Origin of the sequence: Streptomyces graminilatus (assembly GCF_001418565.1) — a bacterium.
GTDB classification, from domain to species: Bacteria; Actinomycetota; Actinomycetes; order Streptomycetales; family Streptomycetaceae; genus Streptomyces; species Streptomyces graminilatus.
In genome coordinates, this window is sequence record NZ_LIQQ01000111.1 from 1 (window position 1) to 1,094 (window position 1,094).

Annotated in this window: 1 protein-coding gene; it reads left to right on the forward strand. The window is 71.2% G+C overall.

Going from position 1 to position 1,094, the window contains the following annotated elements; all coding sequences use genetic code 11:
* Window positions 1–90 precede the first annotated feature (90 nt).
* Window positions 91–1,094: DNA-3-methyladenine glycosylase family protein (locus tag AOK08_RS10850; protein ID WP_079053968.1), on the forward strand; the 1,004-nt coding region annotated here is incomplete at its 3' end.

A 1,094-nucleotide genomic window follows, 5' to 3' on the forward strand; every position in this document is an offset into this window, starting at 1 on the left:
AGTTTGGGGCGGGTGTCTCGCCTTCCCCTCTCCCCTGTCTGAACGGGCAGTTTTCCCCGGCTTGGTTCTTTCCGTGCTAGGAACGGTTTCGTGGCAGGACGGTTCGCTTCTCAGCCCTATCAGGCCTCTCAGCCTTCGCGGTCCCCTCGTACGACCGTGCGGGGTGGGCATGTCGCTCTGCCTGGTGGTGTGTCCGGTGGGGTGCCCCGGCAGGCCGGCGTGGCGGGGCGGAGCCGGACCTGGACTCCCGGTGTGCCGCTCGATCTCGGGCTGGTTCTCGGGCCGTTGCGGCGAGGGCCCGGCGACCCCACCTTCCGGGCGGCGCCGGACGGGTCCGTGTGGCGGACCTGCCGTACGCCCGTCGGGGCCGGGACGTTGCGGGTCGCGCTGCGGGACGGGGTGGTCCTGGGGGAGGCGTGGGGGCCCGGGGCCGAGTGGTTGCTGGAGCGGTTGCCCGAGTTGCTCGGGGCAGCCGATGATCCCGGCGCGTTCGCGCCCCGGCACCGGATTGTCGCGCTCGCACGGCATCGGCGGCCGGGGTTGCGGCTGACGCGGACAGGGCTCGTCATGGAGTCGCTGATTCCGTCCGTGCTGGAGCAGAAGGTCACGACCGACGAGGCTTATCGGGCTTGGCGGTTGCTCGTACGGAAGTTCGGGGAGCCGGCGCCTGGGCCCGAAGGTGCGGGTATGCCCCAGGGGTTGTTCGTGGTGCCCGCCGCACGGGACTGGGCCCTGATTCCGTCCTGGGAGTGGCACCGGGCCGGGGTCGACGACAAGCGGGCGTCGACGATTCTGCGGGCGGTTCGGGTCGCGGGGCGGCTTGAGGAGGCTGTGGCGCTGGATCCGGAGAGGGCGCGGGCGCGGCTGGAGTTGGTTGTGGGGGTGGGGCCGTGGACCTCGGCGGAGGTTGTGCAGCGGAGTCATGGGGCGGCGGACGCGGTGACTGTGGGGGATCTGCATCTGCCGGGGATCGTGGGGTTCGCGTTGGCGGGGGATCGGGATGCGGATGACGAGGTGATGTTGTCGTTGCTGGAGCCGTATGCGGGGCAGCGGCATCGGGCGGCTCGGTTGATTCTGCTGAGTGGGGTTGTGCC